Origin of the sequence: Clostridium sp. AF35-15, assembly GCF_003477745.1 — a bacterium.
GTDB classification, from domain to species: domain Bacteria; phylum Bacillota; class Clostridia; order Lachnospirales; family Lachnospiraceae; genus Otoolea; species Otoolea fessa.
Map to the genome: position 1 here is coordinate 246,384 of NZ_QUDY01000001.1, position 25,922 is coordinate 272,305.

The 25,922-nt window shown below is 46.2% G+C and carries 38 protein-coding genes and 1 riboswitch; of the genes, 1 reads left to right on the forward strand and 37 read right to left on the reverse strand.

Annotated elements, in window-relative coordinates; translation table 11 throughout:
* Window positions 1–12: 12 nt before the first annotated feature.
* From glgA to DWZ76_RS01370, 37 genes are all read right to left on the reverse strand, one after another.
* On the reverse strand, window positions 13–1,458 hold the full coding sequence (gene glgA, locus DWZ76_RS01185) for a glycogen synthase GlgA (RefSeq protein ID WP_118471534.1): 1,446 nt from the start codon (window positions 1,456–1,458) through the stop codon (window positions 13–15).
* A 387-nt stretch (window positions 1,459–1,845) separates the two neighbouring features.
* Complete coding sequence (locus tag DWZ76_RS01190) at window positions 1,846–2,514, reverse strand: hydrolase (RefSeq protein ID WP_117796493.1); 669 nt, start codon at window positions 2,512–2,514, stop codon at window positions 1,846–1,848.
* 207 nt (window positions 2,515–2,721) lie between these two features.
* Window positions 2,722–3,528: a sporulation transcription factor Spo0A gene (spo0A, locus tag DWZ76_RS01195; RefSeq protein WP_117796494.1), complete on the reverse strand. Its 807-nt coding sequence runs from the start codon at window positions 3,526–3,528 to the stop codon at window positions 2,722–2,724.
* 428 nt (window positions 3,529–3,956) lie between these two features.
* Window positions 3,957–4,032: riboswitch (cyclic di-GMP riboswitch) on the reverse strand.
* A 214-nt stretch (window positions 4,033–4,246) separates the two neighbouring features.
* Window positions 4,247–5,554: a SpoIVB peptidase gene (spoIVB, locus tag DWZ76_RS01205; RefSeq protein ID WP_333549068.1), complete on the reverse strand. Its 1,308-nt coding sequence runs from the start codon at window positions 5,552–5,554 to the stop codon at window positions 4,247–4,249.
* Between the two features lie 390 nt (window positions 5,555–5,944).
* Window positions 5,945–6,481 carry a L17 family ribosomal protein gene (locus DWZ76_RS01210; protein ID WP_022360547.1) on the reverse strand — a complete coding sequence of 179 codons (537 nt, stop codon included), beginning with the start codon at window positions 6,479–6,481 and terminating at the stop codon, window positions 5,945–5,947.
* 178 nt (window positions 6,482–6,659) lie between these two features.
* Window positions 6,660–7,622: a DNA-directed RNA polymerase subunit alpha gene (locus DWZ76_RS01215; RefSeq protein ID WP_118471538.1), complete on the reverse strand. Its 963-nt coding sequence runs from the start codon at window positions 7,620–7,622 to the stop codon at window positions 6,660–6,662.
* 126 nt (window positions 7,623–7,748) lie between these two features.
* Window positions 7,749–8,342: a 30S ribosomal protein S4 gene (rpsD, locus tag DWZ76_RS01220; protein ID WP_107000789.1), complete on the reverse strand. Its 594-nt coding sequence runs from the start codon at window positions 8,340–8,342 to the stop codon at window positions 7,749–7,751.
* 18 nt (window positions 8,343–8,360) lie between these two features.
* A complete protein-coding gene (gene rpsK / locus DWZ76_RS01225) occupies window positions 8,361–8,762 on the reverse strand; it encodes a 30S ribosomal protein S11 (RefSeq protein WP_118471540.1) in 402 nt (133 codons plus the stop codon).
* Between the two features lie 75 nt (window positions 8,763–8,837).
* Window positions 8,838–9,206 carry a 30S ribosomal protein S13 gene (rpsM, locus tag DWZ76_RS01230; protein WP_022360551.1) on the reverse strand — a complete coding sequence of 123 codons (369 nt, stop codon included), beginning with the start codon at window positions 9,204–9,206 and terminating at the stop codon, window positions 8,838–8,840.
* Between the two features lie 131 nt (window positions 9,207–9,337).
* On the reverse strand, window positions 9,338–9,451 hold the full coding sequence (gene rpmJ, locus DWZ76_RS01235; protein ID WP_003497809.1) for a 50S ribosomal protein L36: 114 nt from the start codon (window positions 9,449–9,451) through the stop codon (window positions 9,338–9,340).
* Window positions 9,452–9,700: 249 nt separating this feature from the next.
* Window positions 9,701–9,919, reverse strand: a complete 219-nt coding sequence (gene infA, locus DWZ76_RS01240; RefSeq protein WP_022360552.1) for a translation initiation factor IF-1 — start codon at window positions 9,917–9,919, stop codon at window positions 9,701–9,703.
* Window position 9,920: 1 nt separating this feature from the next.
* Window positions 9,921–10,193 carry a KOW domain-containing RNA-binding protein gene (locus tag DWZ76_RS01245; protein WP_118471542.1) on the reverse strand — a complete coding sequence of 91 codons (273 nt, stop codon included), beginning with the start codon at window positions 10,191–10,193 and terminating at the stop codon, window positions 9,921–9,923.
* Window positions 10,194–10,447: 254 nt separating this feature from the next.
* Window positions 10,448–11,197, reverse strand: a complete 750-nt coding sequence (map, locus tag DWZ76_RS01250; protein WP_118471544.1) for a type I methionyl aminopeptidase — start codon at window positions 11,195–11,197, stop codon at window positions 10,448–10,450.
* 3 nt (window positions 11,198–11,200) lie between these two features.
* Complete coding sequence (locus DWZ76_RS01255; protein WP_118471546.1) at window positions 11,201–11,845, reverse strand: adenylate kinase; 645 nt, start codon at window positions 11,843–11,845, stop codon at window positions 11,201–11,203.
* 107 nt (window positions 11,846–11,952) lie between these two features.
* Window positions 11,953–13,269 carry a preprotein translocase subunit SecY gene (gene secY / locus DWZ76_RS01260; RefSeq protein WP_107000793.1) on the reverse strand — a complete coding sequence of 439 codons (1,317 nt, stop codon included), beginning with the start codon at window positions 13,267–13,269 and terminating at the stop codon, window positions 11,953–11,955.
* A 1-nt stretch (window position 13,270) separates the two neighbouring features.
* A complete protein-coding gene (gene rplO / locus DWZ76_RS01265; protein ID WP_022360557.1) occupies window positions 13,271–13,711 on the reverse strand; it encodes a 50S ribosomal protein L15 in 441 nt (146 codons plus the stop codon).
* Window positions 13,712–13,734: 23 nt separating this feature from the next.
* Window positions 13,735–13,917, reverse strand: coding sequence for a 50S ribosomal protein L30 (rpmD, locus tag DWZ76_RS01270; protein ID WP_022360558.1), 183 nt, complete (start codon window positions 13,915–13,917; stop codon window positions 13,735–13,737).
* 15 nt (window positions 13,918–13,932) lie between these two features.
* Entirely contained in the window at window positions 13,933–14,442 is a 510-nt protein-coding gene (rpsE, locus tag DWZ76_RS01275; RefSeq protein WP_022360559.1) for a 30S ribosomal protein S5, read from the reverse strand.
* Between the two features lie 19 nt (window positions 14,443–14,461).
* Window positions 14,462–14,830 carry a 50S ribosomal protein L18 gene (gene rplR / locus DWZ76_RS01280; protein ID WP_022360560.1) on the reverse strand — a complete coding sequence of 123 codons (369 nt, stop codon included), beginning with the start codon at window positions 14,828–14,830 and terminating at the stop codon, window positions 14,462–14,464.
* A 17-nt stretch (window positions 14,831–14,847) separates the two neighbouring features.
* The gene (gene rplF / locus DWZ76_RS01285; protein ID WP_022360561.1) at window positions 14,848–15,390 is read right to left on the reverse strand and encodes a 50S ribosomal protein L6; all 543 of its coding nucleotides are present in this window, start codon (window positions 15,388–15,390) and stop codon (window positions 14,848–14,850) included.
* Between the two features lie 99 nt (window positions 15,391–15,489).
* Complete coding sequence (gene rpsH, locus DWZ76_RS01290; RefSeq protein ID WP_022360562.1) at window positions 15,490–15,891, reverse strand: 30S ribosomal protein S8; 402 nt, start codon at window positions 15,889–15,891, stop codon at window positions 15,490–15,492.
* A 201-nt stretch (window positions 15,892–16,092) separates the two neighbouring features.
* The gene (locus tag DWZ76_RS01295; RefSeq protein ID WP_022345134.1) at window positions 16,093–16,278 is read right to left on the reverse strand and encodes a type Z 30S ribosomal protein S14; all 186 of its coding nucleotides are present in this window, start codon (window positions 16,276–16,278) and stop codon (window positions 16,093–16,095) included.
* A gap of 14 nt (window positions 16,279–16,292) precedes the next feature.
* The gene (rplE, locus tag DWZ76_RS01300) at window positions 16,293–16,832 is read right to left on the reverse strand and encodes a 50S ribosomal protein L5 (protein ID WP_022360563.1); all 540 of its coding nucleotides are present in this window, start codon (window positions 16,830–16,832) and stop codon (window positions 16,293–16,295) included.
* Window positions 16,833–16,855: 23 nt separating this feature from the next.
* A complete protein-coding gene (gene rplX / locus DWZ76_RS01305) occupies window positions 16,856–17,161 on the reverse strand; it encodes a 50S ribosomal protein L24 (RefSeq protein WP_022360564.1) in 306 nt (101 codons plus the stop codon).
* 12 nt (window positions 17,162–17,173) lie between these two features.
* On the reverse strand, window positions 17,174–17,542 hold the full coding sequence (rplN, locus tag DWZ76_RS01310) for a 50S ribosomal protein L14 (RefSeq protein ID WP_022360565.1): 369 nt from the start codon (window positions 17,540–17,542) through the stop codon (window positions 17,174–17,176).
* Window positions 17,543–17,569: 27 nt separating this feature from the next.
* Window positions 17,570–17,824: a 30S ribosomal protein S17 gene (rpsQ, locus tag DWZ76_RS01315; protein ID WP_107000794.1), complete on the reverse strand. Its 255-nt coding sequence runs from the start codon at window positions 17,822–17,824 to the stop codon at window positions 17,570–17,572.
* A 39-nt stretch (window positions 17,825–17,863) separates the two neighbouring features.
* A complete protein-coding gene (rpmC, locus tag DWZ76_RS01320; protein WP_022360567.1) occupies window positions 17,864–18,064 on the reverse strand; it encodes a 50S ribosomal protein L29 in 201 nt (66 codons plus the stop codon).
* Window positions 18,054–18,491 carry a 50S ribosomal protein L16 gene (gene rplP, locus DWZ76_RS01325; RefSeq protein WP_022360568.1) on the reverse strand — a complete coding sequence of 146 codons (438 nt, stop codon included), beginning with the start codon at window positions 18,489–18,491 and terminating at the stop codon, window positions 18,054–18,056. The genes rpmC and rplP overlap by 11 nt, the downstream gene beginning before the upstream one ends.
* A complete protein-coding gene (gene rpsC, locus DWZ76_RS01330) occupies window positions 18,491–19,147 on the reverse strand; it encodes a 30S ribosomal protein S3 (protein ID WP_022360569.1) in 657 nt (218 codons plus the stop codon). Before rpsC ends, rplP begins: the two co-directional genes overlap by 1 nt.
* A gap of 12 nt (window positions 19,148–19,159) precedes the next feature.
* Window positions 19,160–19,546, reverse strand: a complete 387-nt coding sequence (rplV, locus tag DWZ76_RS01335; protein WP_022360570.1) for a 50S ribosomal protein L22 — start codon at window positions 19,544–19,546, stop codon at window positions 19,160–19,162.
* A gap of 26 nt (window positions 19,547–19,572) precedes the next feature.
* Entirely contained in the window at window positions 19,573–19,854 is a 282-nt protein-coding gene (rpsS, locus tag DWZ76_RS01340; protein ID WP_022360571.1) for a 30S ribosomal protein S19, read from the reverse strand.
* Between the two features lie 14 nt (window positions 19,855–19,868).
* On the reverse strand, window positions 19,869–20,708 hold the full coding sequence (gene rplB, locus DWZ76_RS01345; protein WP_022360572.1) for a 50S ribosomal protein L2: 840 nt from the start codon (window positions 20,706–20,708) through the stop codon (window positions 19,869–19,871).
* 91 nt (window positions 20,709–20,799) lie between these two features.
* Window positions 20,800–21,099, reverse strand: coding sequence for a 50S ribosomal protein L23 (rplW, locus tag DWZ76_RS01350; protein ID WP_022360573.1), 300 nt, complete (start codon window positions 21,097–21,099; stop codon window positions 20,800–20,802).
* The gene (gene rplD, locus DWZ76_RS01355) at window positions 21,099–21,719 is read right to left on the reverse strand and encodes a 50S ribosomal protein L4 (protein ID WP_022360574.1); all 621 of its coding nucleotides are present in this window, start codon (window positions 21,717–21,719) and stop codon (window positions 21,099–21,101) included. Before rplD ends, rplW begins: the two co-directional genes overlap by 1 nt.
* 29 nt (window positions 21,720–21,748) lie before the next feature.
* Window positions 21,749–22,384, reverse strand: coding sequence for a 50S ribosomal protein L3 (rplC, locus tag DWZ76_RS01360; RefSeq protein WP_022360575.1), 636 nt, complete (start codon window positions 22,382–22,384; stop codon window positions 21,749–21,751).
* 105 nt (window positions 22,385–22,489) lie between these two features.
* Window positions 22,490–22,807 (reverse strand): 30S ribosomal protein S10, encoded by a 318-nt coding sequence (gene rpsJ, locus DWZ76_RS01365; protein WP_022360576.1) that lies wholly within the window; start codon window positions 22,805–22,807, stop codon window positions 22,490–22,492.
* Window positions 22,808–23,230: 423 nt separating this feature from the next.
* Entirely contained in the window at window positions 23,231–24,619 is a 1,389-nt protein-coding gene (locus DWZ76_RS01370) for a cell wall-binding protein (RefSeq protein WP_118471548.1), read from the reverse strand.
* A 407-nt stretch (window positions 24,620–25,026) separates the two neighbouring features.
* On the opposite strand from DWZ76_RS01370, the gene DWZ76_RS01375 reads away from it, so the two are divergent.
* Complete coding sequence (locus DWZ76_RS01375; RefSeq protein WP_117796499.1) at window positions 25,027–25,893, forward strand: class I SAM-dependent methyltransferase; 867 nt, start codon at window positions 25,027–25,029, stop codon at window positions 25,891–25,893.
* Window positions 25,894–25,922 lie beyond the last annotated feature (29 nt).

The window sequence follows — 25,922 nt, forward strand, 5'->3', positions numbered from 1 at the left end:
CTCGGTCCGTCATTAATATCCTATCAGCCAGTCATACAATTCCTGATATTTTCCAGCCGATGTCTGCCAGGAAAAATCAGCCGCCATGCCGCGGTCTACGATCTTGTTCCACTCGCGCTTCTTATTATAATAGATGTATTTTGCATAGCGGATGCAGTCGAGCATCTCATGTGCATTGTAGTTAGCAAAGGAAAATCCTGTTCCGGTTCCATCGTATTCATTGTATGGCCATACAGTATCCTTGAGGCCACCCGTCTCACGCACGATCGGCACGGTTCCGTAGTGAAGCGCCATGAGCTGGCTCAGCCCACATGGTTCAAACAGCGACGGCATCAGGAATGCGTCACAGGCTGCATATACCTTATGCGACATATCTTCCGAATAATAAATATTAGCGGAAACACGATCATTGTACTTCCAGTCATAGTGGCGGAACATATTTTCATACCGTTCATCTCCGGTTCCCAGCACAACCAGCTGTACATCTTCCGTACAGATCTCATCCATCACACACTGTACCAGGTCAAGTCCCTTCTGGTCGGTCAGACGGGAGACGATACCGATCATGAACTTTTTCTCGTCCTGCGCCAGTCCCAGCTCCGCCTGCAGCGCCTTTTTATTCTTGGATTTCTCCTTGCGGAATGTCTTTGCGTTATAATTTTGTACGATCCGTTTATCTGTCTCCGGATTAAATTCATCGTAATCAATACCATTTAAGATACCGCGCAGACTGTTGCTTCTCGCACGCATCAGACCGTCCAGTCCCTCGCCGTAGAACGGAGTCTTAATCTCCTCCGCGTAGGTGTTGCTGACCGTCGTGATCGCATCCGCGTATACGATGCCGCCTTTTAACATATTGCCGTCTTTGTAAGCTTCCAGCTTATCCGGTGTAAAATAGTAGTCCGGCAGCTCAGAGAAATGCTGGATTGTCTTCACATCCCACACACCCTGGAATTTCAGGTTGTGGATCGTCATGACGGACTTGATATCCCGGAAGAACTCGCCGCCGTGGAATTTGTCCTTGAGATGCACCGGGATAAGTCCCGTCTGCCAGTCGTGGCAGTGGATGACATCCGGCTTGAAGCCGATCACCGGCAGGGATGAGAGAGCCGCCTTGCAGAAGAAAGAAAACTTCTCCAGATCGTAATACCAGTCCCCATACGGGCGATCACCCCAGAAATAACTCTCATTATCAATAAAATAGAAGGTCACGCCCTCATATTCATATTCCAGGATGCCCACATACCGGTTCTGTCCCAGATAATCCATATAAAAATGGTTCACATACTTCATTTCATTGCGGAATGACTCTTTGATGCACAGATACTTCGGGATCATGACACGCACATCAAAATACTGCTTATCAAAACATTTTGGAAGGGATCCGACAACGTCTGCCAAACCTCCTGTTTTGATAAATGGAACCGCCTCCGATGCAATAAACAGAATATTCTTCATAGCTACTACCTCCCAACCGTGCCCGCTCGCGATCTGGCACCCTATTAAAATTATTATACAATAGAATCAGGGAATTAGAAAGTAGGCGACAGAGAAAAAAATCGGGAAATATATGACAAATAGTTCCGATTTGCAGACTGTATTTTCTGAATTGGATATTTTGCATAGTACCGGATGAATTATAAATTTTACCGCATGAAAAAGAATGTGCCTTGGCACATTCTCGCGCCGAGCGCGGTCGCTTGCGACATGTTTCTGCTTCGCGCGAGTGCGCATCCTCGCGGAGCGTTTTTTTGTTTCATAGGACGCAATTTCCTATGAAACAAAAATAAAAGCCGGAGCCGAAAAGAAAATTATGTTTTCTCTTCGGCCCCGGCTTTTGTATAATCAGGGATTGATCTCCCTGTATTTCTTCATCGTCCGCGCAAACAGCTCGCCGTTGGACGGCGGCGTGTACGTGATCGCATTGGCTCCTGCCTCGATCGTCTCCAAAATCGATTCGTTAGTCGGTCCTCCGGTCGCGATAATGGCAACGTCCGGATACTCCTTCCGGATCTCGGCTACCATCGATGCGGTGGCGGCAGCGCCTGATACATTTAAAATATCGGCTCCCGCCTCCAGTTTGCGGCGGACATCCGTGTGAACCGAAGCAATCGTCGCAATGACCGGAATGTCAACCACCCGCTTGATCTCCGTGATGACCTCATCCGCGATCGGCGCATTGACCACTACACCGTAGGCTCCCTGATGTTCTGCCTGAAGCGCCAGACGGACGGAACGCTTTCCTCCGGTCAGACCGCCGCCGACCCCGACAAACACCGGCACATCCGAGATGCTGATGATCGACTGTGAGATAGCTGCCTGCGGAGTAAACGGATAAACTGCGATGATCGCATCCGCGTTGATATTTTTGATGATTGCCACATCCGTTGAGAAGGCGATCGATTTGATACGCTTTCCAAAGATGCGGATTCCTGAACATTCACTGATACAATACGGACACATAATCGTGTGATCCCGCAGGGTTCCATTGTACGCCGGTACTTTTTTTTTCATAGGCAATTCTCCGTTCTTTTAGCTGCTTTCCTGACCTCTCTGTCCAGCTGTTTTATACAGGGGCAGTTTTTCAGTCCTGCATCTTTTATTTCCCCTTTATCTTATCATACACACATTTACCCATGCAATCAGTCACTTTCATAAATGTGTTACAATCGTGTTAAAAAGGCTTACAGCACTTTCGGCTCCAAAAAGCACCGCACGATTTTATACATCCCGCTTATAATCCAGGCAAATCTTATCAACAATCAATGCGATAAATTCCGAATTGGTCGGCTTTCCTTTCCCTGTGCTGACGGTATATCCAAATAGATCGTTGATCGTGTCCATCTTGCCGCGGCTCCATGCGACCTCAATCGCGTGGCGGATTGCCCGCTCGACACGGCTTGAAGTGGTCTGGCGCTTCTTGGCGATGGTCGGGTACAGGATTTTCGTCACAGAACCGAGCATTTCTTTATCACTGACTGACAAAATAATCGCATCCCGCAGGTACTGATATCCCTTAATATGAGCCGGAATCCCAATCTCATGCAGAATCTGCGTCACATCGCTCTCCAGATTCTGTCTTTCATATTCCGCCGACACCATATACGGCTCCACCTTCCGGTTGCCCGCCAGGGTCGAAGCGCGGTTCCTGTAATTCTTCAGGCGATGTACCTTGTCTAAAACCGCCTCCTTCGAAAATGGCTTTACTATGTAATAACAGGCGCCCATCCGAAAAGCATCCGCTGTCAGATTCTCGCTGCTCGCAGCTGTAATCATAACAAAGGAAGTGTCAGCTGAACAGTCTTGATTTGTCTTGATGCGCTCCATAACCGAAATTCCATCCATTCCCGGCATCACTACGTCCAGAAATACAATATCCGGCTTTGTCTTTACGATCATATTATAGGCATCGGTTCCGTTTTCCGCTTTTCCGACCACCTGAATCTCCTTATCACTTTCCAGTATATTTCCAAGCATATCCAATGCCTGACGATTATCCTCTGCGATCGCAATCTTCATTTCTGCCATAATATTCTCCTCCTCGGCACCTGTGATGATTAAAATAATTATAAATTCTTTTTTTAACAAGTTTCAACTCGTTTTGATCGCGCAGTTCGACACTCAACGCTCATTTTGTCTATCAATTCTTTTGATGCAAAATAAATTACACAAGATGCAAACTATATATAAGCATGTATTGTAGCTAACCGTATCTGTTAAGATTCCGCTATAAACCTTCTACCGCCCAGCCGCCATACGCCTATCTAACGATCCCTTATCACCACGTTTTACCGATTCCGGTCGAAAGACACACAAAATACACGCAATTAAAAAGCCTCCACGACCGGTTTCTGAACATGAAAATTCCATCTTTGCAGATCAAGTTTCGATAAATTCCTATAAAAAAACAGAGTTACGCCATAGCCATACAACTATAACATACTCTGTTATCGTGTTAATGCAACTGGCTGCCATTTTACAGGCCCTATAGCTTTGCGTCGCAGCTTTTCAACTGTTTTGCCAAATATGTAATTTGCTCTATTATATACGCTTTTTTTATATCCTGTCAATAAAGAGAGCAAAAACTTTGTACTTTGCATGTTACTGTTCACACACGTGTGCCCAGCAACAGGATTTTGCCGATGCTGCGTATTCAAAATCGGCAAAATCTGCTGCCAGAACTGTATCATATGGAATTTTAAGTTCAGAAAATTCCCACTTGTAAACAGTTACTTTGCATCCAGATTCAATGTCCCAGCATATTCTCCACCAGAATCCCATACCCTCGCGTCGAATCCTGAATAAAAACGTGCGTGACTGCTCCGATGAGTTTTCCGTTCTGGATGATGGGGCTGCCGCTCATGCCCTGGACGATCCCGCCGGTCAGGGACAGAAGTTCCGGATCGGTTACGCGAATGACCATGTCCTTGTTGTGGCGGTTGGAGGAGTGGTCTATTTTCTGAATCTCAATCTCGTAGTCTTTCAATTCCCCGGACACGCTGCTGCGGATGCAGGCACGGCCTTTTTTGACCTCCTGACGGTAACCGATCGGAATTGCAGGGTTCTTTACCCGGCTTAAAAAGCGCGGATTTGCCATCCCGAAAATACCCTGATCCGTATTGGCCTCCACACTTCCCAGCCGCGACTGATTTCCATAGTAAATAACGCCCGACATCACGCCCGGCTTTCCGAAACTTCCCTTCTCCACGCCCAGAATCTCCGTATCGTATAGTTCGCCGCCGGAGGTCTGCACCAGAAGTCCCGTGTCGCCGTCGCTGATACCGTGTCCCAGCGCTCCAAACGCGCCGTTAGCACATACATAGGTCATCGTACCGATGCCCTGCGTATCGTCGCGGATCCACAGCCCAAGCTTATAGTCTCCCTCCTGCGTCTGTACCGGCGTCATCTGTACATCCATCGTCTCTCCCTCGCGGCGCACTGAAAGTGTCAGAGCCATATTTCCCGCTTCCTTGACCGCCCGTATCATATCTTTCTTGTCCGTCGCCGGCGTCCCGTTGATTGCCTCGATATAATCTCCAGAACGCAGGATCCCGTCCGCCGGATCTATCACTTCCCCCGTCTGTGCCGTCACCCTTCCGGTTCCAATCACCATCAGTCCATCGGATTTCATGTAAATACCCACCGGCAGCCCACAGGGAACCGCGTACTGGACGTCCGACACATCTACCTCGATATCCTTTAATTTCCATATTCCAAAGAGTTTGAGACTTAAACGGTACGTTCCCTCCTGTTCAGAATAGATGGAAAAGGGCTGGTTGAGCTGCAGATGGATCTGGTCGGACGGAATTTTAGAGCTGCCGTTTAGAACCACCTCCTCGCTCTCACTTTCCAGCAATGCCCGAAACGGCAGCCCAAAGCGAACTTGCTCCTGCCGATCCACCACCACATTGATGCGGTCGGGAACCGCGTTCTTCACATATTGATAAGACACACCGGCAAGCGCAATGACCCCCGCACCAAAGATTATCAGCAGAACACGGCGAAGTTTTTCCTTCCGACTTATTGTTTTCCACATACCAGAGTTTTTTCGCACGGTTTTTCCTCCTTCTACTCTTATGTACCTCCCCCGTTCCGTAGATTCCGCACTGCGGCGAATCTCAACGAAATGCAGATGTACACTCTGTTTGAATCCAAGAACTTGTTCGATAAAATCGTTTAATCCTAGTATGCGGAAAACCGTAAAATTCAGTCTGCTATTTTTGCGCCATTCTTTCTATTTTTTTCATTCAAGTGTTATTAAAACCCTGACTTTTTCTCAAGGTAAATGGAAAACCTGAAAAATTCCATTCTAACGTCAAAAAACCCGGTTCAGAAGACAGATTTCTCTGTCTCCCAAACCGGGAGTATAAAATCATCTTATGATTCAAAACTTGCGTAAAAAAACGAAGATTTGATACAACTTAAACAAACGAATCTATCTAAATTATACCAGCTCTAACAGAACTTCCATAGCGCCGTCGCCCTTACGCTGACCGATCTTAACGATACGGCTGTAACCACCATTGCGGTTAGCGTACTTCGGTGCAAGCTCATCAAACAGCTTAGCCGGCATATCTACCTTCTTAGTGTTTTTCTTCTTGCCTGCTCTTGCAGTCGGAACGTCTGTTACATCGTAGAGAACCTTCAGCATCTGTCTTCTAGCGTGAAGTCTGGAAGCTTTATCTTTCTTGATCTCTTTCTCTACTTCGTCGTAAACGGTAACTTTCTTGCCGTCAACAACTTCTTTTACTCTCTTGCCGTTCTCGTCTTTGCGAGCTACCTTAGCGGTAACTTTAACGGTCTCGAAGTTATCTTTCTCTTTTACTGCCAGAGCGATCAGACCCTCAGCGATCTTCTTCACTTCTTTTGCTCTTGCCTCAGTGGTAACGATCTTGCCGTTGAATAACAGTGCGGTTACCAGGCTGCGCAGCATTGCTTTTCTCTGACTGGAAGTTCTTCCAAGTTTTCTATATCCTGCCATGATTCTTTCTCCTCCATTTGCGGAAGCCGGCACTCATGCCCTTTGGACTTACTGAATGTCTGCTATATAAAATATAATTGTTTGATGGTTATGCAGGGACCTGTGCCATTCGGACTTACCCGTCCCCGTATCTGCATGAAAGGGACGTACTGCAAAGCACGTCCACCCACGCGGTATCTTAAGCCTCTTCGCTCGGGTTGAGCTGCAGGCCTAATTCTTTCAGTTTTGCAAGAACCTCTTCCAGGGATTTGCGACCCAGATTTCTGACTTTCATCATATCTTCCGGTGTGCGGTTGCACAGCTCCTCCACTGTATTGATTCCGGCTCTCTTTAAACAGTTGTAAGAACGAACGGATAACTCCAGCTCGTCGATGTTCATCTCAAGCACTTTCTCTATCTCGTTGTCTTCCTTCTCTACCATAACCTCTGCGGTCTTGGCATTCTCGGAAAGGTCAATAAAGAGGTTCAGATGCTCGCTCAGAACCTTTGCTGCCAGGCTGACAGCTTCGTCTGGTGCCAGCGTTCCATTTGTGTATACATCTAATGTCAGCTTATCATAATCTGTCACCTGACCCACACGGGTGTTCTCAACGGTCATATTGACACGCTCCACCGGTGTGTAGATAGAATCAACAGCCAGAACTCCGATCGGAAGATCTTCACTCTTGTTCTTATCTGCGCTGATGTAGCCGCGGCCCTTCGTGATCGTCAGCTCCATGTAGAATTTGCTGTCCGCGCCGCCGCTTAATGTAGCGATGACCTGGTCCGGATTCAAAATCTCAATGTCAGAATCAGCGTGAATGTCAGCTGCTGTGATGACGCCTTCGCCCTCGAACTCGATATAAGCCGTCTTCGGCTCATTCGTCTCGCTGCTGTTTTTGATCGCCAGACTCTTGATGTTCATGATAATTTCAGTTACATCCTCTTTTACACCAGGGATAGAACTGAACTCATGCAAAACGCCGTCGATTTTCACTTGACTTACTGCTGCACCAGGCAAAGAGGAAAGCATAATTCTTCTTAAAGAATTGCCTAATGTGGTACCATAGCCTCTTTCCAGCGGTTCAACCACAAATTTGCCATATCTTTTGTCTTCGGAAATCTCAGCAATTTCAATTTTTGGTTTTTTAAAATCGAACACGATAGCCCCTCCTTTTGGGAACATTTTTGAGGGTCTGCCATACTCTTGTAGTCTCGGAATCTCCCAAGCAGCTGCCAAAGCAGATACATGGGAGATTCTGGACTAACATAATAGTAATACTTCTTATTATTTGGAGTACAGCTCGACGATAAGCACTTCGTTTACAGGAACGTCAATTTCGTCTCTGCTCGGTAACTCTTTAACAGTACCTTTCAGGTTCTCAGCGTCAACTTCCAGCCATGCCGGTACCATTCTTCCGCCGGTTACCTCAGCGATATCTTTATATCTCTGTGAAGATTTGTACTTCTCTTTGATCTCGATTACATCGCCAGCCTTAACTAAGTAGGACGGGATGTTTACGCTCTTGCCGTTTACGAGAACGTGCTTGTGATCTACGATCTGACGTGTCTCTTTTCTTGTACGGCCAAAGCCCATTCTGAATAATACATTATCCAGTCTGCACTCCAGAAGGATCATCAGGTTAGCACCGACCTGACCATTCATTCTGGATGCTTTTGCATAGTAATTTCTAAACGGTTTCTCTAACACACCGTAGATGAATTTTGCTTTCTGCTTCTCTCTCAGCTGGAGTGCATACTCGCTCATCTTTCTGTTGGCTCTCGTTAATTTTCTCGTTGATTTCTTGTCGATTCCTAAATAAACCGGATCAAGGTCAAGAGATCTACATCTTTTAAGTACAGGAACTCTATCTACTGCCACTTTACTTGCACCTCCTAATTAGACTCTTCTACGTTTCGGCGGACGGCATCCGTTATGCGGAACCGGAGTTACGTCCTTAATGCTTGTTACTTCCAGACCACATGCCTGAAGAGCACGGATTGCTGCTTCACGACCTGATCCCGGACCTTTTACCATAACGTCTACAGACTTTAAGCCATGGATAAGAGCTGCCTTCGTTGCAGTTTCTGCAGCCATCTGAGCTGCATATGGAGTAGATTTCCTTGAACCTCTAAATCCCAGACCGCCTGCACTTGCCCATGATAAGGCATTACCCTGTGCATCTGTTAAAGTAACGATTGTGTTATTAAAAGATGACTGGATGTGCGCCTGTCCGCGTTCAACGTTTTTCTTTGCACGCTTTTTTGTCACTTTCTTGCCAGTGGACACTTTTTTAGCCATTTTAAACTAACCTACTTTCTCAAATATTGAATCCTGTTGCTAAACCTAACCTGATTCAGTTTCCTTGTTACTTAATTATTTCTTCTTGTTTGCTACTGTCTTTCTCGGACCCTTACGAGTTCTTGCGTTGGTCTTTGTCTTCTGACCACGAACCGGAAGGCTCTTTCTATGACGGATGCCTCTGTAGCATCCAATCTCCTGCAGTCTCTTGATGTTCATAGCGATCTCTCTTCTCAGATCACCCTCAACCACCTGACTGTCAGCGATGATTGCCGCAAGCTTCTTAACTTCATCGTCAGTTAAGTCCTTAACACGAGTGTCAGGATTAACTTCAGCTTCGGCCAGGATACGGGCTGCACTTGCTCTACCGATACCGTAGATGTAAGTCAAGCCGATCTCTACGCGTTTCTCTCTTGGTAAATCGACACCTGAAATACGAGCCATGTGTGTAGTACACCTCCATTAGTTTTTCTTACTTCTTCGTTGATAATGTATAAATTTGCTTAAACTACTGAACAACTCATCCGAGTGGTTCATAATAGAAAGCCGCGCGAAAAAATAGATGCTAAATCAAATTAGCCCTGTCTTTGTTTGTGCTTCGGATTCTCACAGATTACTCTGATACTGCCTTTTCTCTTGATGATCTTGCACTTTTCGCAAATTGGTTTAACCGATGATCTAACCTTCACAGCAATTCTCCTTTCCGTAATAGTCCGTCCAATCTCGGACATACAATTTTTTATAACCTATTGCAGTCCTGTGTCGGACTTACAGGTACAACAGACTCGTTCCATCCCTCTGCCGTGAGAGGACAAAAGGGCGGATCTTACCTGATGCTTCAACAAAGTTCGCTAAAGCATTATAACATTTAAAATCCTATAATGCAAGCGAAATTTACACTTCTCTCAATATTTTTATTGAGAAAAATGAATTGGTCTTTATTTATCTCTCCAAATGATTCTTCCCTTAGAGAGATCGTATGGCGACATTTCCATTGTAACCTTATCGCCCGGCAGAATACGGATGTAGTTCATACGGAGTTTTCCGCTGATCGTAGCAAGTACGATGTGTCCGTTTTCCAGTTCTACCTTAAACATAGCGTTCGGCAGTTTCTCTGCTACTACGCCCTCAATCTCAATTACATCTGCTTTCGACATTCTATATACCTCCCTGCAATGATTTCTGAATGAAATAGCGGATCGCTTCATCCTGGACTGCCGCGCCGTCCGCAAACTGGGCTGCCAGCGCCTCATCCCGCTTGTGGGAAAACTGCACGTGCTTTCTCTTCTTGCGTTTCGGCTTGGCGGCAGTTTTGGTGCGTCCGTCTGCCAGATACACATAGTGTGCATCTTCTCTGACTATGATATAATAATTGCCTTTGTCATGCCCCGCCAGCGAGCGAACCAGACAGGCCATTCCATATTCCGTCATTCTGATCTCCGTTTCTGCTTAGACAGACACTTTCTAAAAAACATCGCTGCTGATTGACGTAGCTCCAGCAGATACGCTGCCATTTCTCCCACTTTGCCTGAAACATCCAAAAAACATGCAGGTTTGTCTGAAACAAACGATTTTTGTCCATTTCACAAAGTGCAACCTGTTTGGAGAAATAACCAGTGGCAGCCAGCTGAAGCCAGCCAAATCAACGCTTCGAATTTCACAAAAGGTTCTTTCCTATTTTCTATCTATAACGACAGAATCTCAGGCTCATTTTCTGTAATTAGAATCGTATTTTCATAATGGGCAGCCCAGCCGCCGTCTTCCGTCATGACGGTCCAGTCATCATCGAGCCAGACTACTTCGTAGCTGCCCTCGGTGATCATCGGCTCGATCGCGAGCGTCATGCCGGGCTGTAAGAGAATTCCTTTTCTTTTTCTTGCAAAATTCGGAATCTCCGGATCCTCATGCAGATGGGAACCGATTCCATGGCCTACCAGATCTCTGACAACACCAAAGCCGAAGCTTTCAGCATATTTCTGAATGGCTGCAGAGATGTCATTGAGATGATTGCCAGCTTTGGCAAATTTAATCCCCTCAAAAAAGCTCTGTCTGGTAACTTCAATCAGTTTTTTTGCATCATCGTCGATCTGGCCGATGCCATAAGTCCGGGCTGCATCCGAGTGATATCCTTTATAGATAACACCTGCATCCAGACTGACAATATCACCCTCATCAAGGAAATGTTCCTTATGAGGAATTCCATGGACAACCTCATCATTGACAGAGACGCAGATGGAGGCAGGATAGCCATTGTAATTTTTGAATGAGGGAATGCAGCCGTAGCTTCGGATGATTTCCTCTCCCATATGATCAATGTCCCAGGTGGACATTCCCGGACGAAGGTTCTTCGCCAGTTCCTCGTGAGTTTTGGCAAGGATTCTGCCAGCCTCACGCATGAGTTCTATCTCCCTGGGAGATTTTATCGTCACTGCCATCTTTTATGCTCCCAAAATGTCAACAATGTTTTTAAACACGGTTTCCATAGACAGTGTACCGTCTATCGCATGCAGAACACCTTTTTTCTTATAGTAGTCAATCAGAGGATGTGTCTGCTCATGATATACTTCCAGACGTTTCTGTACGGTCTCCGGCTTATCATCGTCGCGAAGAACCAGTTCAGAACCACATTTATCGCAGATTCCTTCTTTTTTCGGTGCTGCAAACTCTGTATGATACGTAGCGCCGCACTTTAAGCATGCACGACGGCCTGCCATACGATTTACAATATTCGCATCCGGCACTTCTACATCGAGAGCGAAATCAATTGCCTCTCCGTTTTCTTCCAGTGCTGCTGTCAGGCTCTCTGCCTGCGGAATCGTTCTTGGAAATCCGTCCAGGATATAGCCATTCTCGCAATCTACTTCGTGAATACGATCAAGAAGCATGCCGATCGTTACTTCATCCGGCACCAGCAATCCCTGATCGATGAACGATTTTGCTTTTTTTCCCAGCTCTGTACCCGCTTTGATATTAGAGCGGAAAATATCTCCGGTTGAAATGTGCGGAATGTTATATTTCTCTGCAATTTTATCAGCCTGTGTTCCTTTACCGGCTCCCGGTGCTCCTAACATAACAATCTTCATAATGGTACAATCTCCCTATATACAACAGAATCGCCTCCAGGCAGGAGCTGTCTCCGGCCACCTCCAGCCGTTAAGAAAGAGAGCTCCCGCCCAGAAAGCGAGTTATCTTAGTCGTTTAAGAATCCTTTATAGTTGCGAACCAGCATCTGTGATTCGACTGCTTTGATTGTCTCAAGTACTACACCTACGATAATGATAAGAGAAGTACCTCCAAAGGAGAGACGGCTCACTGAGAACAGTCCAGAGACAATGATCGGAACCAGGCAGACAATAATAAGTCCGCAAGCACCAATCAGTATAATATACTCCAGAATTCCATCCAAATAATCGGATGTTGGCTTTCCTGGACGAATGCCCGGGATGAAACCGCCGGATTTCTTCATGTTGTTTGCCACCTCAAGCGGGTTGAATGTTATGGATGTGTAGAAATACGCAAACACAATAATCAACGCGATGTAGACAATTAAGCCAACTGAATAAGCCGGACGCTCCGGATTAAACCAGGAGCTGGAATTCAGAGCCAGAAGAATCTTTCCTCCGATGGTGTCATAATTAACCTGGAAAAATCCAGCAATTACCACCGGGAAAGACATCAGGGATGAAGCAAAGATAACAGGAATAACACCTGCTGTATTTACTTTTAACGGGATGCTTGTGGACTGACCGCCAACCATCTTACGTCCCTGCATCTTTTTAGAATACTGAACCGGAATTCTCCGCTCTGCATCCTGTAAAATGATAACAAATACAACCATCGCTACGATAACCGCTACGATAATCACGGCTGTTACAACTGCAACCGCCACGATCTTGCCCTGCAGGAAACGCTCATAGAGCGTAATCATATCGCTTGGCATGGTTGAAATGATATTGAACAGAAGCACGATAGAAATACCGTTTCCGACGCCGTTCTCGGTGATTCGCTCACCGATCCACATCAGCATGGCACTTCCGGCTGTCATTGTCACAATAGCGACAATCACATTCAGGGCAGTAAACTCAACTAAAAGTCCCTTGCCGCCGAAACCGATCGCCATAGCGACGGACTGCATCAGCGCCAGTGCAACCGTAAGGTAACGCGTATATTCCGCAATCTTCTTTCTTCCGTCCTCGCCCTCCTGCTGCATTTCCTCTAATTTCGGAATTGCAATTGTCAGAAGCTGCATGATAATGGAAGAAGTGATGTACGGGGTAATACTCAATGCGAATACCGACATGTTCGTGAACGAACCGCCGGTAATCGTATTGAAGAAACCAAACGCATCATTGGACTGTCTTGTAAACAGTTCCTGGAAAAATGTTGTATTAACTCCGGGAATCGGCAGCTGCGATCCGATACGGGTCACAACCAGCATAAAGAACGTATAGAGGAGTTTTTCTCTGACCTCTTTTATCTTAAATGCATTCTGGAGCGTTTTTAACATATTAGATCACCTCGCAGGTTCCGCCAACGGCCTCGATCTTAGCTTTCGCGCCTTCACTTACCGCATCAACCTTTACGTTCAGCTTTTTGGTCAGCTCGCCATTGCCGAGGATCTTAACGCCGTCACGCGGGTTCTTTACGATGCCTGCTTCGATTAATGTTTCAACCGTAACAACTGTGTCGTTCTCGAATCTCTCAAGAGCGCTTACGTTGATACCAACGATGGTCTTAGAATTTCTGTTTGTGAAGCCTCTCTTCGGGAGACGTCTATATAACGGCATCTGACCGCCTTCAAATCCTGGTCTCGGAGCGCCGGAACGAGCTTTCTGTCCCTTATGTCCCTTACCAGCAGTCTTACCGTTGCCTGATGCGTGACCACGACCTCTTCTGAAGCTGTCGCTGTGCTTAGAGCCTACCGCCGGCTTTAAATTGGATAAATCCATGACTGCACCTCCTTGCAAATATCTTAGATTTCCTCTACTTTAACTAAATGTCTAACATTCTGGATCATGCCTCTGATAGCGGCGTTGTCCGGCTGCTCAACTGTCTTGCCAGTCTTGTTTAAACCAAGAGCTGCAACCGTTGCTTTCTGCTTCGGGATAGCGCCAATAGGAGACTTAACCAATGTGATTTTTAATTTCTCTGCCATTTTTATCTCCTCCTATTAGTTCAGAATTTCTTCTACAGACTTACCGCGAAGTTTTGCAACCTCTTCCGGAGTCTTTAAAGAACCTAAGCCTGCCAGGGTAGCAAGAACTACGTTTGCCTTGTTGTTGGAACCAAGGGATTTTGTACGGATGTTCTTGTAACCAGCCAGATCCAGTACGGCACGAGCCGGACCACCAGCGATAATACCGGTACCTTCCGGAGCCTTCTTCAGAAGTACGTTAGCGCTTCCGAATTTGCCGAGGAAATCGTGCGGGATGCTATTGTTCTCATCGAACGGAACCTCCATCAGGTTTCTGGCAGCTGCCTCTTTGCCCTTGCGGATTGCTTCCGGAACCTCAGCAGCTTTTCCCATACCAGCACCAACGTGGCCGTTTTTATCTCCAACTACTACTAAAGCGGAAAAACGCATTGTACGTCCGCCCTTAACGGTCTTGGATACACGTTTGATTGCCACTACAGTATCCTCTAACTCGAACTGGTTGGCATCAATTTTTGTACGTTTCATGTGTATGTTCTCCTTCCTACTAGAATTCCAGACCAGCCTCGCGGGCTGCATCTGCTAATGCCTGAACTTTTCCGTGGTAAATAAATCCGCCTCTATCGAAGACAACTTCTTTAATACCTTTTTCAAGCGCTCTCTTAGCGATTACAGTTCCAACGTGAGCTGCTGCTGCAACATCGTTCGTCTTCTCCAGTTCAGCTTTAACTTCCTTCTCGGCAGTGGAAGCTGCTACTAAAGTTTTTCCAACTGTATCATCAATGATCTGAGCATACATATGATTATTACTTCTAAACACTGCTAAACGCGGTCTCTCGGCTGTGCCAGAAAAACGGTTGCGTAATCTAACGTGTTTTTTAACGCGAATTTCGCTTCTTGACTGTTTGCTAACCATCTTCACACTCTCCTTAATTATTTCTTACCAGTCTTACCAACTTTACGTCTGATAACCTCATCGGCATACTTAATACCTTTGCCCTTGTACGGCTCAGGTCTTCTCTTATCCCGAATCTCAGCTGCATACTGGCCAACTTTTTCTTTGCTGATACCTTTAACAGTGATCTTGTTCTGTCCTTCCAGAACAGTCTCAATGCCTTCCGGATCTTCCATCTCTACCGGATGGGAGTAACCAAGGCTGAGAACCAGTTTCTTGCCCTGCTTCGCTGCTCTGTAACCAACACCGTTAACTTCCAGGACTTTCTCATAGCCTTCTGTTACACCATGAATCATGTTGTTAATTAAGGTTCTTGTCAGACCGTGTAAAGATTTCATTTTCTTTAAGTCGTTCGGTCTGGTAACTACGATATGACCATCCTCTTCTTTGATGTTCATCTCAACCGGGAGTTCTCTCTCAAGAGTTCCCTTCGGACCTTTTACAGTCACTAAATTGTTCTCTGCGATTGTTACGGTTACGCCCGCCGGAATCGCAACTGGCATTCTTCCGATACGTGACATGCCTTTTACCTCCTACTTAGATTTTCGGAGAAGCCGCTAAGGCTTCTCTGTTTTCAGTTGTATCTATACCTTGTCTAAACCGATGATGATGCTTTCGGCTTACCAAACAAATGCAAGAACTTCTCCGCCTACGCCGAGTTCTCTTGCCTGCTTGTCAGTGATAACGCCCTGGTTGGTGGAGATGATAGCTACACCTAAACCGCCCAGTACCTTCGGCATATCTTCCTTGTTTGCGTAGATACGCAGACCCGGTTTGGAAATTCTCTTGATGCCGGAGATGATTTTCTCGTTTTTGTCTTTACCGTACTTTAAGGTAATACGGATAGTCTTGAAATTGCCGTCCTCAACAACGTCATATTTCTTGATGAAACCTTCCTTTACCAGGATGTCAGCGATTGCTAATTTCATCTTGGAAGACGGAACATCTACTGTATCATGTTTTGCAGTGTTAGCATTACGGATTCTTGTAAGCATATCTGCAATCGGATCGCTCATTGTCATTTTGAGTGTGCCTCCTTATAATTTGACTACCACTTACTGTAAGTGGGTTTCGGTGGGTTTTGGGAACACTAGGATGTGTCCTCTATAATATAGGCATCGTCCACTCGACTAAGCTCGTCTATCGTCTTCGACTCTGACTCACTAAGTCTCGGGACGGGCTTTCGCACTAGATTCGAAACTACCTCATCAAGTGCTCAATGCCTACCAGCTTGCTTTCTTTACGCCCGGAATTTCGCCCTTGTAAGCTAATTCACGGAAGCAAACTCTGCAGATGCCGTATTTTCTTAAATATGCATGCGGACGACCGCAGATTCTGCAGCGGTTATATTCTCTGGTGGAGAATTTTGCCGGACGCTGCTGTTTAATCTTCATTGAAGTTTTAGCCATGATAAATCCTCCTATTATTTAGCAAATGGCATGTTGAACTGAGTTAACAGCTCACGTGCTTCTTCGTCGGTCTTAGCAGTGGTAACGAAGATGATATCCATACCTCTTACCTTATCTACTTTATCGTACTCGATCTCCGGGAAGATAAGCTGCTCTTTGATACCCAGAGCGTAGTTGCCTCTGCCGTCAAATGCGTTCGGATTTACACCGCGGAAGTCTCTTACTCGCGGAAGAGCCAGGTTGATCAGACGATCAGCGAACTCATACATCTTCTCGCCACGCAGGGTAACTTTACAGCCGATAGCCATACCCTCTCTAAGTTTGAAGTTAGCGACTGATTTTTTCGCTTTTGTAAGAACTGCCTTCTGGCCAGTGATGATTTCCATATCTCTTACAGCAGAGTCCAGAACTTTAGCATTTTCTTTTGCCTCGCCAACGCCCATGTTGATAACAATCTTGTCCAGCTTCGGCACTTCCATGATATTTTTATATCCGAATTTTTTGATCATAGCGTCTACGATTTCGCTCTGATACATTTCTTTTAATCTAGCCAATTTTAACGTTCCTCCTCTCTGTATTAGTCAATTACTTTACCTGTTGCCTTAGCAACACGGACTTTCTTGCCGTCTTCTACTTTGAAGCCAACTCTCGTAGCCTTGCCATCCACTACCAGCATAACGTTGGAAATGTCAAGCGCGCCTTCCTGATGGATGATGCCGCCCTGCTGATTAGCTGCAGACGGTTTGGTATGCTTTGTTACCATGTTGCATCCCTCAACCAGGACTGTATTCTTCTTTACATTAACGGAAAGAACTTTTCCGGTTTTGTCTTTGTCTTTACCTGTGATAACCTTTACCAGGTCGCCTTTTTTAATTTTATGCACAGCTGACACCTCCTACAGTACTTCCGGAGCCAGGGAAACAATCTTCATAAACTGTTTCTCACGAAGCTCTCTGGCAACCGGCCCAAAAATACGGGTTCCTCTCGGGTTCTTGTCGTCTTTGATGATAACGGCTGCGTTCTCATCAAATTTGATGTAGGAACCATCTTTACGGCGTGCGCCCTTAACGGTACGTACAACAACGGCCTTCACTACATCGCCTTTCTTTACAACACCGCCTGGTGTTGCATCTTTAACGCTGGCAACGATTACATCGCCAATATTTGCATATCTTCTAGTAGAGCCGCCCATAACGCGGATACAGAGTAATTCTTTCGCACCGGTATTGTCGGCAACCTTTAATCTGGTCTCCTGCTGAATCATGCCCAATACTCCTTTCTGATTTAGAAATTATCTCGCTTTCTCGATAATTTCGACGAGTCTCCATCTCTTATCCTTGGATAACGGTCTTGTTTCCATTACCTTTACAGTATCACCGATACCGCACTCGTTGTTCTCGTCGTGTGCTTTTAATTTATAAGTTCTCTTAACAATCTTACCGATTAAAGGATGTTTTACGTGGTTTTCGATAGCAACTACGATTGTTTTGTCCATCTTGTTGCTTACTACCTTACCGGTACGTGTTTTTCTAAGATTTCTTTCCACGGTAGATATCTCCTTTCCTATTTTAGGAATCTATGATAATTAGTTCGCTTTCTCTGTAATAACAGTCTGAATACGAGCGATGTTTCTGCGAACTTCTTTAATTCTGCTTGTATTATCCAGCTGGTTGGTAGCGTTCTGGAATCTTAAGTTGAAGAGTTCCTTCTTAGCAGCTACTAATTCTTCGTTTAATTCTGCAGATGTCTTAGCTTTTAAATCTTCTACATACTTATTAATTTTCACTGTTATCACCGCCTTCTAAATCTGCTTTAGAAGCAATCTTGCACTTGCACGGAAGTTTGTGCATAGCAAGACGAAGCGCTTCTCTCGCTGTCTCCTCTGGTACACCCGCGATCTCGAACATTACGCGGCCTGGTTTTACTACTGCTACCCAGTACTCAAGTGCGCCTTTACCGGAACCCATACGAGTCTCAGCCGGTTTAGCAGTTACTGGTTTATCCGGGAAAATCTTAATCCAAACTTTACCACCACGTTTGATGTAACGGGTCATGGCAACACGGGCTGCCTCGATCTGGTTGGATTTGATCCAGCACGGTTCTGTAGCGACTAAACCGTACTCACCGTAGTTGATTACATTTCCTCTAAGCGCCTTGCCGGCCATGGTACCACGGAACTGTTTACGACGCTTTACTCTTTTCGGCATTAACATTATTTATCGCTCCCTTCCTTATTTCCTTTCGCAGGAAGTACCTCGCCTTTGTAGATCCAAACCTTAACACCGGTCTTGCCGTATGTTGTGTTTGCCTCAGCGAAACCGTAGTCAATATCTGCTCTTAATGTCTGAAGCGGGATAGTGCCCTCGCTGTAGAACTCTGTACGAGCCATATCAGCACCGCCAAGACGTCCGGATACGGAAGCCTTGATACCCTTAGCTCCAGCCTTCATGGTTCTGCCCATAGCGGACTTCATCGCACGACGGAAGGAAATACGGTTCTCAAGCTGCTGAGCGATATTCTCTGCAACGAGCTGAGCGTCTCTGTCTGGTCTCTTAACTTCTTTGATGTCTACAAAAACTTTCTTGTCAGTTAATTTCTGAACCTGAGCTTTTGTCTTCTCGATCTCTGCGCCGCCCTTACCGATAACAACGCCCGGTTTAGCAGTGTAAAGAATGATTTTTACTTTATCAGAAGCGCGCTCGATTTCGATTTTGGAAACACCGGCGCTGTATAATTTCTTCTTAAGGAAGGTTCTGATTTTGTGATCCTCTACCAGGTTATCTGCAAAATCAGCTTCCGCATACCATCTGGAATCCCAGTCTTTAATAACACCGACTCTTAAGCCGTGCGGATTAACTTTCTGTCCCATAATTGCCTCCTCTTATTTCTCATCAAGCACGATTGTGATGTGGCTCATTCTCTTTTCGATTCTGTAAGCGCGGCCCTGTGCTCTCGGTTTTACTCTCTTCATTGTCGGTCCCTTGTTAGCGAAGCATTCTGCAACGTACAGGTTCTCCGGATTCATCTGGTTGTTGTTCTCTGCGTTAGCAACAGCAGACTCGAGTAATTTTTTAATTAAAGTAGAAGCATATCTAGGATTGTATGTTACAATACCAAGCGCTGTCTTCACATCTTTGCCTCTGATGGCATCTAATACGAAGCATGCTTTCTGAACGGATACTCTGGCGTAAGACAGCTTAGCCGACGGTCTCGTATCCTTATTAGCATTTCTTTCTCTTTTAATCTGGGATCTATGTCCTTTAGCCATTGGTGAAACCTCCTTTCAAGCGTAACTTACTTACGTCCTGCTTTCTTCTCGTCTTTTCCGTGGCCTCTGTAAGTTCTAGTGGCTACGAACTCACCGAGTTTATGTCCAACCATGTCCTCTGTCACGTATACCGGAACATGTTTTCTACCATCGTGAACTGCGATTGTATGTCCAACCATCTGCGGGAAGATTGTGGAACGGCGGGACCAGGTTTTGATAACCTGTTTCTGTCCTGCTGCGTTCATCTCATCTACTTTCTTTAAAAGATGAGCATCTGCAAATGGTCCTTTTTTTAATGAACGACCCATTAGTATACCTCCTATTACTGTTTACCGTTTCTTCTTCTTACGATTAACTTATTAGACTGTTTGTTTTTCTTTCTGGTCTTCAGGCCGAGTGCCGGTTTGCCCCAAGGTGTGCAAGGACCTGGACGACCGATACTGGTCTTGCCCTCACCACCACCATGCGGATGGTCATTCGGGTTCATAACAGAACCGCGGACAGTCGGACGAATACCCATGTGACGTTTTCTACCAGCCTTACCGATATTGATCAGGTTGTGGTCGCCGTTGCCAACTACACCGATAGTAGCGCGGCAGCTGATCGGAACCATTCTCATCTCTCCGGACGGTAATCTAAGGGTTGCATATTTGCCTTCTTTAGCCATTAACTGAGCAGAGTTACCAGCGGAACGAACCAGCTGACCACCCTTGCCCGGAAGAAGCTCGATGTTGTGAATCTGTGCACCAACCGGGATTTCAGAAAGCGGTAAGCAGTTACCAACTTTTGCCTCAGCCTCTGCACCGCTCATAACCTTCTGTCCAACCTGTAAACCAGCCGGAGCAAGGATATAAGCTTTCTCGCCGTCTGCGTAGCAGATCAGAGCGATGTTTGCTGTACGGTTCGGATCGTACTCGATACCAAGTACGGTTGCTGCGATACCGTCTTTTGCATTTCTCTTGAAGTCGATGATTCTATATTTTCTTCTGGAACCGCCGCCTCTGTGACGAACGGTGATTTTACCCTGGTTGTTACGACCTGCGTTCTTCTTTAAAGAAACTACTAAGGATTTCTCCGGTGTGGATTTTGTAATCTCAGAGAAATCAGAGCCGGTCATATGTCTTCTGGAAGGTGTATATGGGCTGTAAGATTTAATTCCCATGACTTTGACTCCTTTCGTTCAACGCCTCCTGGCGTTTCTTCATGTTTTTCACGACATAGTGTTCGTCGTATAATTGTCTATTGAGGATGAATTATAAACCAGCGAAGATCTCGATCTCTTTGCTGTCCTCGGTCAGCTGAACGATAGCTTTCTTTGTTGCAGCTGTCTTACCGAATGTCATGCCTCTTCTCTTTGTCTTGCCGTCCATGTTCATGGTGTTGACACTCTTAACTTTGGTGCCCGGGAACATCTTCTCAACGGCTTCTTTGATCATAGTTTTGTTTGCCTCGGTGTGTACCAGGAAGGTGTATTTCTTGTCTGTCATAGCATTCATACTCTTCTCAGTTACAACCGGTTTGAGGATTACGTCATAGTACTGTACGTTTGCCATTATGCATATACCTCCTCGATAGAAGCTACAGCAGCCTTGGTTGCTACTACTGTGTTGTATTTCAGGATATCGTAAACGTTGATGGTGCTTACGGAAGCAGTCTTAACGTCTGCCACGTTTCTAGCGGATAATACAGCCTTGTCACAAGCCTCATCCAGAACAACTAAAGCTTTGTTTACTTTCAGGTTGTTCATAACCTCAACAAATTTCTTTGTCTTGATCTCGTCGAAGTTCATAGCCTCAACTACGATGAACTTGTTCTCGTTTACACGGCTTGTCAGAGCAGATTTAAGAGCAGCTCTCTTCTCTTTCTTATTTAAACGGATTGTGTAATCACGTGGTGTCGGAGCGAATACTACGCCGCCGCCCGTCCACTGCGGAGCTCTTGTTGAACCCTGTCTTGCATGTCCGGTACCTTTCTGTCTCCACGGTTTCTTACCACCGCCGGAAACTTCGGAACGGGTTTTTGCTTTCTGAGTTCCCTGACGTTTGTTAGCAAGCTGTGCTACAACTGCCATGTGAACCAGATGTTCATTTACTTCTACACCGAATACAGCATCATTCAGTTCTAATGTGCCAACTTCGTTGCCTTCTAAATTGAAAACAGATACGTTTGCCATCTGTATGTTCCTCCTTTCCCGTAAAAGCCTTATCTAGCGACCTTTACTGTCTCTTTGATTGTTACTAAGGATTTCTTCGGTCCCGGTACAGAGCCTTTAACAAGGAGTAAGTTGTTCTCAGTATCAACCTTAACAACCTCCAGGTTCTGAACAGTTACTTTTACGCTGCCCATGTGACCCGGCATTCCTTTGCCCTTAAATACGCGTCCCGGTGTGGTTGCAGAACCGTTGGAACCCTGATGACGATGGAACTTGGAACCGTGAGCCATCGGTCCTCTGTGCTGGCCGTGTCTCTTGATGGCACCCTGGAAACCTTTACCTTTGGAAATAGCAGTTGCATCAATTTTATCGCCTGCTGCGAAGATGTCTGCCTTGATTTCGTCTTTTACAGAATACTCTTCAGCATTCTCTAAGCGGAACTCTCTTACATATCTCTTGTAAGCAACGCCTGCCTTGTCAAAATGACCCTTAACCGGCTTTGTCACAAGTTTTTCTCTCTTGTCTACAAAACCAACCTGTACTGCTTTGTAGCCATCGTTCTCTTCTGTCTTAACCTGTGTAACAACACACGGTCCAGCCTGAAGAACGGTTACTGGAGTTAAAACTCCGTCTTCGTTGAAGATTTGAGTCATTCCGACTTTGGTAGCTAAAATCGCTTTCTTCATTAATCTGACCTCCTGTTTTTCTACAGCGGAACGCGTTCGTCAAACTCCCGCGTTCATCCTAGAACTGTCCAGATGTCTCTATCTAAACTAGTATAGGATTCTTAATTATTTGTTTTTCATCTTTACGTTGATGGACACGCCAGCCGGCATTTCCAGTCTCTGCAGTGCATCAACTGTCTTCTGGCTCGGAGCAATGATATCGATGAGTCTCTTATGAGTTCTCTGCTCGAACTGCTCTCTGGAATCTTTGTACTTATGAACTGCTCGCAGAATGGTTACTACCTCTTTCTTAGTTGGCAGCGGCACCGGTCCACTCACCTTTGATCCGTTTTTCTTTACAGTCTCAATGATTTTTGCAGCGGATGTATCTACCAGCTGATGATCATAAGCTTTCAGTGTGATTCTCATTACTTGACTTGCCATAAAAAAAGTCGCCTCCTTTTCGTACTATTAAGCACGACAAGCGGTGACTGTACACATACCCGTGTGTGTCCTCGCAGTCCACACACCAAATCCGTCATTTGTCTTCAGGATACTCTATTCTTGTACAGTGACTTGTCGCCAGTTTCCTAACTTGACATTCGCTCCGCGGAATAACCTGCTTATCATAAGCAGCAACCTCTCGTTTCATCGCTATCATGCCACAGCTTCGTTATAATAACACAGCTTTCTGGGAAATGCAAGTGTTTTTTTAAGAAAAAATCTATATTTTTCAAGAAAAAACAGGAGTTTCTTCTTCCGGTGGGTAATTACACCTTATATATAGAAGAAACTCCTGTTTATCCACAAGAATATATTTCCATGCAGAAATTTTATCTCAGTCGAGAAGACTCCCAGCTTTTTTAATTAATCCTCCCAATACGTCGGTTCCACCGGGGTTCTAGCCTCGTCGCTGCCATCGTCGCTTGTGCCGTCCACCTCTGTGACAACACCCGCAGAGCTTGTCTTAAACTTTGTGCCGTTCGCATCCTTCACGGTGCTGGATTTCACTACCTTGCCGCTCGTCGTTACCAGATAGTTTTTGTCATTGACTTCAATGACTTCATACTTGGTACCGCTGTCTGCCTTCTGAAGCTTACCCATGTAGTACAGGAATCCATCCTCCACACCTGAGTAGCCGCGTCCAGCCTTGTTGCCGCTGTCAGCGAAATAGAACTGTCCGGTCGTTCCGTCGCCCTCTACTACATTTCCCTTGCCTTTTACGACTGAGCTGGTCGCCTTGTCCGCGCCGAAGAAATAGCAGGCATACTGACCGCTCGTTCCTACCTCCAGACGTCTCAGACCATAGACCGGGTTGCCCTTCTCATTAAATAAGTAGGTAATATTGTTGATGCGAACCAGGTTGCTCGTCGAAGCGTCAGAAATCTTCGGACCCACCTTCGGCTCGCCGTTGCTTGAAAAATAATACCACTGTACATCGCTGCCGAGATCCAGATTGTAATCATCATCCTCCGGCGGAGTCGTGGAGAGCCAGCCAGTCTGTACCTGACCGTTGCTCTGATAATAACGGTAATTTGCAAATCCAGAGGAATTTCCCATATCGACCCAGCCGGTCTGCATCGCTCCGTTTTCGTCGAAGCAGTAGTAGGTTCCGTCAATCTTATACTGTTTATATTTAGCGCCGCCTAAAGAAGGCACATATTTCTTTCCTGAACTCTGAAAGTAGTACCAATGATGATCCTCATCATCGTCGCCGGGTTTCACTTCATCATCGTCCTTTTTGGTATCATCCGGATCTTCCAGATATGCCCAGCCGATCTGCATGACACCATCTGCATTCGTGTAGTAGGTGTCATCATCCACCCAGCCCGTCTGCATCGCTCCATCACCGTCGAAGTAATAGTACTTGCCGCCGATCTTGGACCAGCCGTCGGATACCATCTTTCCGCTGGTGGAGAAATAGTACCAGACCGTCGTAGCGGAAGTCTCGTTCCATGCCGGATTGCGCTTCGGCAGTTTCAGCCACTTGTCAGTCGCCATGATGCCGGTACTCTCGACAAAGTATTCGTCGTCCACCCAGCAGTTCGACGCGATGTTGCCCTGGGAATCGAGATAGCGCCAGAGATTGTCTGCGCCCTTCTTCCAGGTATTCGTCACCTTATTACCATTGTTGTCCACATATATCCAGCTGTTTCCAGACTGCTGCCAGCCTTCTGCCGCGTAAGATGTCAGGGTCGCCGCCCCTATCATCAGCGCTGCGGAAAGGACGCAGACTGCCAGTTTCTGTTTCTTCATATACAAGCCCTCCCAGTTCACGATTGATAACGTCTATTCTCCCACCTGCTGCGCATTCGCACACTTCCCGTCGTGTGGAGACTGCATCAGATGCTTATAACGCCTTGTTTTGTTCCAGATACGTGCAATCTATCATTTACCTAATATACATTTTAACAGGAGATGTAGGAATCTTCAAGGAGATTTATCTTTCAATTTATTTACTTTTTTGGCAGGAAGCCGTTCAAAAGGTTTGACACGCCAATCAATGACCGATATAATTAGGTATGCATTTCAACTGAACCGTTTTTTCCGGTCAGACAGACTGCGTTTTGGTTAGAAATGGCTTATGGATAACACCGATTATAAAGGCGGCAGATACCCTTTTCCGGGGTTTGCGCCTCATTTTTTTGAAAGGATAAAATTTTATGTGGATTGCAGATGGATGGAACGATTATGAAGTGATTGACTGCTCCGAAGGAGAGAAACTGGAGCGGTGGGGCGACTATCTTCTGGTTCGCCCGGACCCGCAGGTTATCTGGAACACCCCCAAGACACACCGCGGCTGGAAAAAGATGAACGGACACTACCACAGAAGCTCCAAGGGCGGCGGCGAATGGGAATTTTTCGACCTGCCGGAGCAGTGGTCGATCCATTACAAAGAACTGACCTTTAACTTAAAACCGTTCAGCTTCAAGCACACAGGTCTCTTCCCGGAACAGGCGGCAAACTGGGACTGGTTCGGTGACCGCATCCGCAATGCCGGACGCCCAATCAAGGTTTTAAACCTCTTTGCCTACACAGGCGGCGCTACCCTGGCGGCAGCCGCAGCCGGCGCCAGCGTGACCCATGTGGACGCCTCCAAGGGCATGGTAGCCTGGGCGAAGGAAAACTCCCGTTCCTCCGGGCTGGAAAATGCACCCATCCGCTGGATCGTCGATGACTGTGTGAAATTTGTTGAGCGTGAGATCCGCCGCGGCAACCATTACGACGGAATCATCATGGACCCGCCGTCCTACGGCCGCGGACCGAAAGGCGAGATCTGGAAGATCGAAACTTCGATTTACCCGTTCGTGCAGCTCTGTACGAAACTGTTATCGGACAACCCGCTCTTCTTCCTCATCAACTCCTACACCACCGGGCTGGCGCCGTCCGTCCTGACCTATATGCTCTCAACCGAAGTTGCCTCCACCCACGGCGGCACAGTGAAATCGGACGAGCTGGGACTTCCGGTTACCCGCACCGGACTGGTATTACCATGCGGTGCATCCGGACGCTGGGAATCTGGTAAATAACACTGGTATTCGGATGACATAGACACCCC

Coding starts and splice junctions, on each gene's coding strand:
- spo0A (WP_117796494.1), bottom strand. CDS start 3,528: ATGGCAGAAATGAAGATTGCGATCGCAGAGGATAATCGTCAGGCATTG.
- DWZ76_RS01210 (WP_022360547.1), bottom strand. CDS start 6,481: ATGGCAGGATATAGAAAACTTGGAAGAACTTCCAGTCAGAGAAAAGCA.
- rpsS (WP_022360571.1), bottom strand. CDS start 19,854: ATGGGTCGTTCATTAAAAAAAGGACCATTTGCAGATGCTCATCTTTTA.
- DWZ76_RS01190 (WP_117796493.1), bottom strand. CDS start 2,514: ATGAAAAAAAAAGTACCGGCGTACAATGGAACCCTGCGGGATCACACG.
- DWZ76_RS01375 (WP_117796499.1), top strand. CDS start 25,027: ATGTGGATTGCAGATGGATGGAACGATTATGAAGTGATTGACTGCTCC.
- rplD (WP_022360574.1), bottom strand. CDS start 21,719: ATGGCAAACGTATCTGTTTTCAATTTAGAAGGCAACGAAGTTGGCACA.
- rplC (WP_022360575.1), bottom strand. CDS start 22,384: ATGAAGAAAGCGATTTTAGCTACCAAAGTCGGAATGACTCAAATCTTC.
- rpsH (WP_022360562.1), bottom strand. CDS start 15,891: ATGACAATGAGCGATCCGATTGCAGATATGCTTACAAGAATCCGTAAT.
- secY (WP_107000793.1), bottom strand. CDS start 13,269: ATGTTAAAAACGCTCCAGAATGCATTTAAGATAAAAGAGGTCAGAGAA.
- rplN (WP_022360565.1), bottom strand. CDS start 17,542: ATGATTCAGCAGGAGACCAGATTAAAGGTTGCCGACAATACCGGTGCG.
- rpsE (WP_022360559.1), bottom strand. CDS start 14,442: ATGAAACGTACAAAAATTGATGCCAACCAGTTCGAGTTAGAGGATACT.
- rpsC (WP_022360569.1), bottom strand. CDS start 19,147: ATGGGACAGAAAGTTAATCCGCACGGCTTAAGAGTCGGTGTTATTAAA.
- DWZ76_RS01255 (WP_118471546.1), bottom strand. CDS start 11,845: ATGAAGATTGTTATGTTAGGAGCACCGGGAGCCGGTAAAGGAACACAG.
- DWZ76_RS01245 (WP_118471542.1), bottom strand. CDS start 10,193: ATGACGGAATATGGAATGGCCTGTCTGGTTCGCTCGCTGGCGGGGCAT.
- rplO (WP_022360557.1), bottom strand. CDS start 13,711: ATGGATTTATCCAATTTAAAGCCGGCGGTAGGCTCTAAGCACAGCGAC.
- rpmD (WP_022360558.1), bottom strand. CDS start 13,917: ATGGCAGAGAAATTAAAAATCACATTGGTTAAGTCTCCTATTGGCGCT.
- rplW (WP_022360573.1), bottom strand. CDS start 21,099: ATGGCAAACGTACAGTACTATGACGTAATCCTCAAACCGGTTGTAACT.
- rpsM (WP_022360551.1), bottom strand. CDS start 9,206: ATGGCTCGTATTTCAGGTGTCGATTTACCAAGAGAGAAACGCGTAGAG.
- rpsJ (WP_022360576.1), bottom strand. CDS start 22,807: ATGGCAAGTCAAGTAATGAGAATCACACTGAAAGCTTATGATCATCAG.
- map (WP_118471544.1), bottom strand. CDS start 11,197: ATGGCAGTGACGATAAAATCTCCCAGGGAGATAGAACTCATGCGTGAG.
- glgA (WP_118471534.1), bottom strand. CDS start 1,458: ATGAAGAATATTCTGTTTATTGCATCGGAGGCGGTTCCATTTATCAAA.
- rplV (WP_022360570.1), bottom strand. CDS start 19,546: ATGGCTAAAGGACATAGATCCCAGATTAAAAGAGAAAGAAATGCTAAT.
- infA (WP_022360552.1), bottom strand. CDS start 9,919: ATGTCGAAAGCAGATGTAATTGAGATTGAGGGCGTAGTAGCAGAGAAA.
- rplP (WP_022360568.1), bottom strand. CDS start 18,491: ATGTTAATGCCGAAAAGAGTAAAGCGTCGTAAACAGTTCCGTGGTACC.
- DWZ76_RS01295 (WP_022345134.1), bottom strand. CDS start 16,278: ATGGCTAAAACTTCAATGAAGATTAAACAGCAGCGTCCGGCAAAATTC.
- rplR (WP_022360560.1), bottom strand. CDS start 14,830: ATGGTTAGCAAACAGTCAAGAAGCGAAATTCGCGTTAAAAAACACGTT.
- DWZ76_RS01370 (WP_118471548.1), bottom strand. CDS start 24,619: ATGAAGAAACAGAAACTGGCAGTCTGCGTCCTTTCCGCAGCGCTGATG.
- rpsK (WP_118471540.1), bottom strand. CDS start 8,762: ATGGCTAAAAAAGTGTCCACTGGCAAGAAAGTGACAAAAAAGCGTGCA.
- rplB (WP_022360572.1), bottom strand. CDS start 20,708: ATGGGAATTAAATCTTACAGCCCATATACACCTTCCAGAAGACATATG.
- rplF (WP_022360561.1), bottom strand. CDS start 15,390: ATGTCACGTATCGGAAGAATGCCAGTTGCGATTCCGGCGGGCGTAACC.